At 69.0% G+C, this 4,975-nt stretch carries 4 protein-coding genes; all 4 read left to right on the top strand.

Annotated elements, in window-relative coordinates; all coding sequences use genetic code 11:
- Positions 1-216 precede the first annotated feature (216 nt).
- Entirely contained in the window at positions 217-555 is a 339-nt protein-coding gene (gene uraH / locus DBR10_RS05405; protein WP_108503648.1) for a hydroxyisourate hydrolase, read from the top strand.
- A complete protein-coding gene (gene xdhA / locus DBR10_RS05400) occupies positions 555-1,994 on the top strand; it encodes a xanthine dehydrogenase small subunit (protein ID WP_108503649.1) in 1,440 nt (479 codons plus the stop codon). The genes uraH and xdhA overlap by 1 nt, the downstream gene beginning before the upstream one ends.
- The gene (gene xdhB, locus DBR10_RS05395; RefSeq protein WP_108503650.1) at positions 1,987-4,308 is read left to right on the top strand and encodes a xanthine dehydrogenase molybdopterin binding subunit; all 2,322 of its coding nucleotides are present in this window, start codon (positions 1,987-1,989) and stop codon (positions 4,306-4,308) included. Before xdhA ends, xdhB begins: the two co-directional genes overlap by 8 nt.
- The coding region (locus tag DBR10_RS05390; RefSeq protein WP_233243285.1) for an XdhC family protein at positions 4,272-4,975 on the top strand (704 nt) is incomplete at its 3' end. The genes xdhB and DBR10_RS05390, both read left to right, overlap by 37 nt.

The raw sequence follows: 4,975 nt of genomic DNA, 5'->3' as shown, positions 1-4,975 counted from the left end.
CGTCCGATCGCTCCGTGCTTTTTGTGGTAGCGGTCACATTTGACCTCGAGGTGCTCGGGGCCTAGTAAGTAATAAATCTATTATATATGCCCGTTCCGGAGGCATGGGACGCTGACTTGCTCAGCGCCCTGCCTGAGGCGGGGCGGAGGGCAGGCCCAGCGCTGGACACGGCCAGCCACGGGCTCCAGCATCGCCCGGACGAGAGGACGATCGACCATGACCGGATTGACGACCCATATTCTGGACACGGCCACGGGCCGGCCGGCCGGTGATGTGCAGGTCCGGGTGTCCCGCCGGGACGGTGAAGTCCTGGGCACGTTTCGGACCGACGCCGACGGCCGCGCGCGGCTGCTGAACGGTGAGGCCCTGGCGGTCGGCGGCTACCGGCTTGAGTTCTCGATCGGCGACTATTTCCAGCGCACGGGTGCCGCCGTCACGAACCCGCCGTTCCTCGACATCGTCACCCTGGATTTCGCCGTCGCTGATGTCGCCCAGCACTATCACGTGCCGCTGCTGGTCTCGCCGTTCGGCTACTCGACCTACAGGGGCAGCTGATGGGCCAGATCCGCTTCCTGCTGGACGGTGTGCCACAAGCGGTCGACGGGGCTGACCCGACCCGCACCGTGCTGGAGCACCTGCGCGGCACGCTCCGGCGCACGGGGACCAAGGAAGGTTGCGCGGAGGGCGACTGCGGCTCGTGCACGGTGTTGGTCGGCGAGCAAGCCGGTGACGGCGTGGCCTGGCGGGCGGTGAACAGCTGCATCCAGTTCCTGCCGATGCTGCATGGCAAGGCCCTGGTCACCGTCGAGAGCCTGGCCCGTGACGGAGCGCTTCACCCGGTGCAGCAGGCCATGGTCGACCGGCATGGCTCACAATGCGGCTTCTGCACGCCCGGTATCGTCATGTCGCTCTATGGCAAGGCGGTCCGTGCCCAAGGCAGCGAGGCTCCGCCGGCCGAGATGCTGGCCGGCAATCTGTGTCGCTGCACCGGCTATAGTCCGATCCTTGAGGTGGCCAGGGACGTGATCCGCGAAGCGGGCCCGCAGGTCGACCTGTCGGAAGTCACCGATGATGAGCCGCTGGCGCTGGCCTATGCCGATCCGGTTTCAGGCCTGACCCGGCGCTGGTTTGCGCCCCGGTCCCTGGATCAGTTGGCGCAGTTGGCGTCGGATCATCCGGAGGCCGTGATCGTCGCCGGGGCCACCGATGTCGGCCTCTGGGTGACCAAGCTGCGCAAGCCGCTGGAGACCTTGATCGATATCGGTCAGATCGCCGAGCTGAGGCGCACTGAGACCGTGGACGGCGGCGTCTGGATCGGCGCGGGCGTCCGCTATGTCGATGCCATGGAGACGCTGACCGCCCTCTATCCGGACCTTGGCCGGATGATGCGGCGTCTGGGATCGACCCAGGTGCGTAACAGCGGCACGATCGGGGGCAACATCGCCAATGGCTCGCCGATCGGCGACATGCCACCGGCCCTGATCGCGGCCGGGGCGACCCTGGTGCTGAACTGCGGCGGGGCGCGCCGCCGGATGCCGCTGGAGGCCTTCTTCCTCGACTATGGCCGACAGGACCGGCGGCCCGGCGAATTCGTTGAAGCGGTCATCGTCCCCCAGCCTCAGCCGGATCTTGTGTTCAAGGTCTTCAAGCTCAGCAAGCGTTTCGACCAGGACATCTCGGCCGTCTGCGGGGCCTTTGCCCTGACGTTCGACGACGGCGTTGTCGCGTCAGCGCGGATCGCCTTCGGCGGCATGGCCGGGACGCCGAAGCGGGCGGCGGGCTGCGAGGCGGGCCTGGTCGGCCAGCCCTGGACCGAGGCGGCGGTCGAGGCGGCCATGGCGGCGCTTGAGGCCGACTTTACACCGCTCAGCGACATGCGGGCCTCGGCCGCCTATCGCATGCTGACGGCGCGCAACATGCTGCGAAAGGTGTTCCTGGAAACCACGCGGCCGGAGCAGGCCGTGCGGGTCGAACCGGAGAGCGCCCGTGGCTGAGGCGGTCCAATCCGGCGGTCGCGTCCATGCGTCCGTGCCGCACGACAGCGCCGCCCGCCACGTCGCCGGCACGGCTGTCTATATCGATGACATGCCCGAGCCCGCCGGACTTCTGCACGTACATCTGGGCCAGAGCACGCGGGCCCATGCGCGGCTGGTGAAGCTGGACCTGTCGGCCGTCCGGGCGGCTCCGGGCGTTGTGCTGGTGCTCAGCGCCGACGATGTACCGGGCGAAAACGATGTCAGTCCGGTGGTCCATGATGACCGGCTGTTTGCCGAGGGCGAGGTCTATTGCGTCGGCCAGAGCCTGTTTGCCGTCGCGGCGACCTCGATGGCCGCGGCCCGGGCGGCGGCGAGCCTCGCCGTGGTCGAGTATGAAGACCTGCCGGCTGCCATCGACATCGCGACGGCCCGGGCCCTGGATCTGAAGATCGAGGCCAGCCAGCGGATGGCGCGCGGCGATGTCGCCGCCGCCCTGGCGGAGTCGCCGCGCCGCCTGCAGGGGCAGTTCGCGATCGGCGGCCAGGATCACTTCTATCTCGAGGGCCAGGTCGCGCTGGCCACGCCGCGCGAGGAAGGTGACGTCCATGTCTGGTCGTCGACCCAGCATCCGACCGAGGTGCAGCACCTGATCGCCCGGGTCCTCGGCCGGCCGGACCATGCCGTCACCGTCGAGGTCCGCCGGATGGGCGGGGCATTCGGGGGCAAGGAGACCCAGGCCTCGCTGTTCGCCGCCGCCGCCGCCCTGGCCGCGGTCAAGACCGGCCGACCGGCCAAGTGCCGGCCCGATCGCGACGAGGACATGGTCATGACCGGCAAGCGTCATGACTTCGAGGTGACCTATGACGTCGGCTTCGACGACCGGGGCGTGCTGACCGGGATCGCTCTGGAGCTGGCCTCGCGCTGCGGGGCGACGACGGACCTGTCGCCGGCGATCAATGACCGGGCGATGTTCCACGTCGACAACACCTATTTCCTGCCGGCGGTCGAGATCGTCTCGCACCGGTTCCGGACCCACACCGTCTCGAACACGGCGTTCCGGGGCTTCGGCGGGCCACAGGGCATGATCGCGATTGAGCGGGTCATGGATGCCGTGGCCCAGGCCACCGGCCTCGACCCGCTGGAGGTCCGCCGGCGCAATCTCTATGGCGAGCCGGGCCGCGACCTGACGCCCTATGGCCAGACGGTGGAAGACAATGTCGCGCCGCAGATCCTCGCCGAACTGGCCGCCTCCTGCGACTACGAGGCCCGCAAGGCGCAGATCGATACCTTCAATGCCGCCAGCCCGGTGCTGAAGAAGGGTATCGCCCTGACGCCGGTGAAGTTCGGCATCTCGTTCACGACCAAGCACCTGAACCAGGCCGGGGCCCTGATCCATGTCTATGCCGACGGCTCGATTCTGCTGAACCACGGCGGTACCGAGATGGGGCAGGGGCTCTATTTGAAGGTCGCCCAGGTGGTGGCCCAGGCCTTCCAGGTGGATCTGGCGCGGGTCAGGATCACTTCGACCGTCACCGACAAGGTGCCCAACACCTCGGCGACGGCGGCCTCGTCCGGCGCAGACCTGAACGGTATGGCGGCCCTGGATGCGGCCGAGCGGATCAAGGCCCGGCTGGTCAGCTTCGCGGCCGAGAAATGGGCCTGCCGACCGGAAGAGGTCGTCTTCACGCCGGAGGGCGTGCGGGCGGGCGAGGTCCTGATCCCGTTCAACGACCTGTGCCGCCAGGCCTATCTGGCCCGGATCTCGCTGTCCTCGACCGGCTTCTATGCCACGCCCAAGATCCATTATGACCGCGCCAGCCATACGGGGCGGCCGTTCTACTATTTCGCCTATGGCGCGGCCTGCAGCGAGGTGCTGATCGACACCCTGACCGGCGAGATGAAGGTCACCCGCGCCGACATCCTTCATGACGTCGGCCAGTCGCTGAATCCGGTCATTGACCTCGGCCAGATCGAGGGCGGGTTCATCCAGGGCATGGGCTGGCTGACGACCGAGGAGCTGGTCTTTGATGACCAGGGTCGCCTGCGCACTCACGCCCCCTCGACCTACAAGATCCCGACCATCGGCGACCGCCCGGCCCAGCTGGACGTCCGCCTGTGGGCGGCGGGGCGGAATGTTGAAGCCACCGTGCATCGCTCCAAGGCGGTGGGCGAGCCGCCCTTGATGCTGGCCATCTCGGTGTTTTCCGCCATCACCCAGGCCGTGGCCAGCGTCGCCGGTCACCGGGTGATGCCGCGCCTCGATGCCCCCGCGACGCCGGAGGCGATCCTGATGGCGTGCGAGGATGTCAGGGCGCGAGGGGGCGCGTCGTGAGCAACTGGGCCCGCGCCGCGCTCGCCCGCATCGCCGCCAATGACACGGCCGCCCTCGTCACCGTGCTCGCCACCGAGGGCTCGGCCCCGCGCGAGGCCGGGACCAAGATGGTGGTCTGGGACGGCGGCCAGTCGGGCACCATCGGTGGCGGCAATCTGGAGCATCAGGCGACCCGCCAGGCGCGCAAGATGCTGAGCGGCTCGCAGGCCAGCTTCGCCATCCAGGACTATCCGCTCGGCCCGCTGCTGGCCCAGTGCTGCGGCGGCCGGGTGCGGCTGCTGATCGAGCGGGTCGAGGCCGCCAGCCGCGACTGGCTGACCGATGCCGCCCGCCGGATGGACGCTGACCAGCCGTTCGAGGTGCGCACGCGCTTTGATCCGGGCCTGCTGAGCAAGTCGATCGCGCCCATCGCTGCGCTGTCGGAGGCACCGGCCGTCAGCCTGTCTGGCACCCCGGCCAGCGCGCGCGGGGCGCGGCCGCAGCTCGGCGATGAGTTGGTCGAGCGCAATGAAGCCCCGCGGCCGCTGCTGCTGCTGTTTGGGGCCGGCCATGTGGGCCAGGCCATTGCGCGGGCGTTTGCGCCGCTGCCGTTCCGTCTGCACTGGTATGACAGTCGCCCCGAGACGGCCGGCCTGCCCGGGGTCACGGTGCTGGACCCGGCCGGGAT

The sequence above is a fragment of the Caulobacter sp. HMWF025 genome, from assembly GCF_003060965.1.
Classification (GTDB): Bacteria; Pseudomonadota; Alphaproteobacteria; order Caulobacterales; family Caulobacteraceae; genus Caulobacter.
Note: the sequence above shows the minus strand (reverse complement) of the source record. Positions and strands in the feature narration are given on the sequence as shown.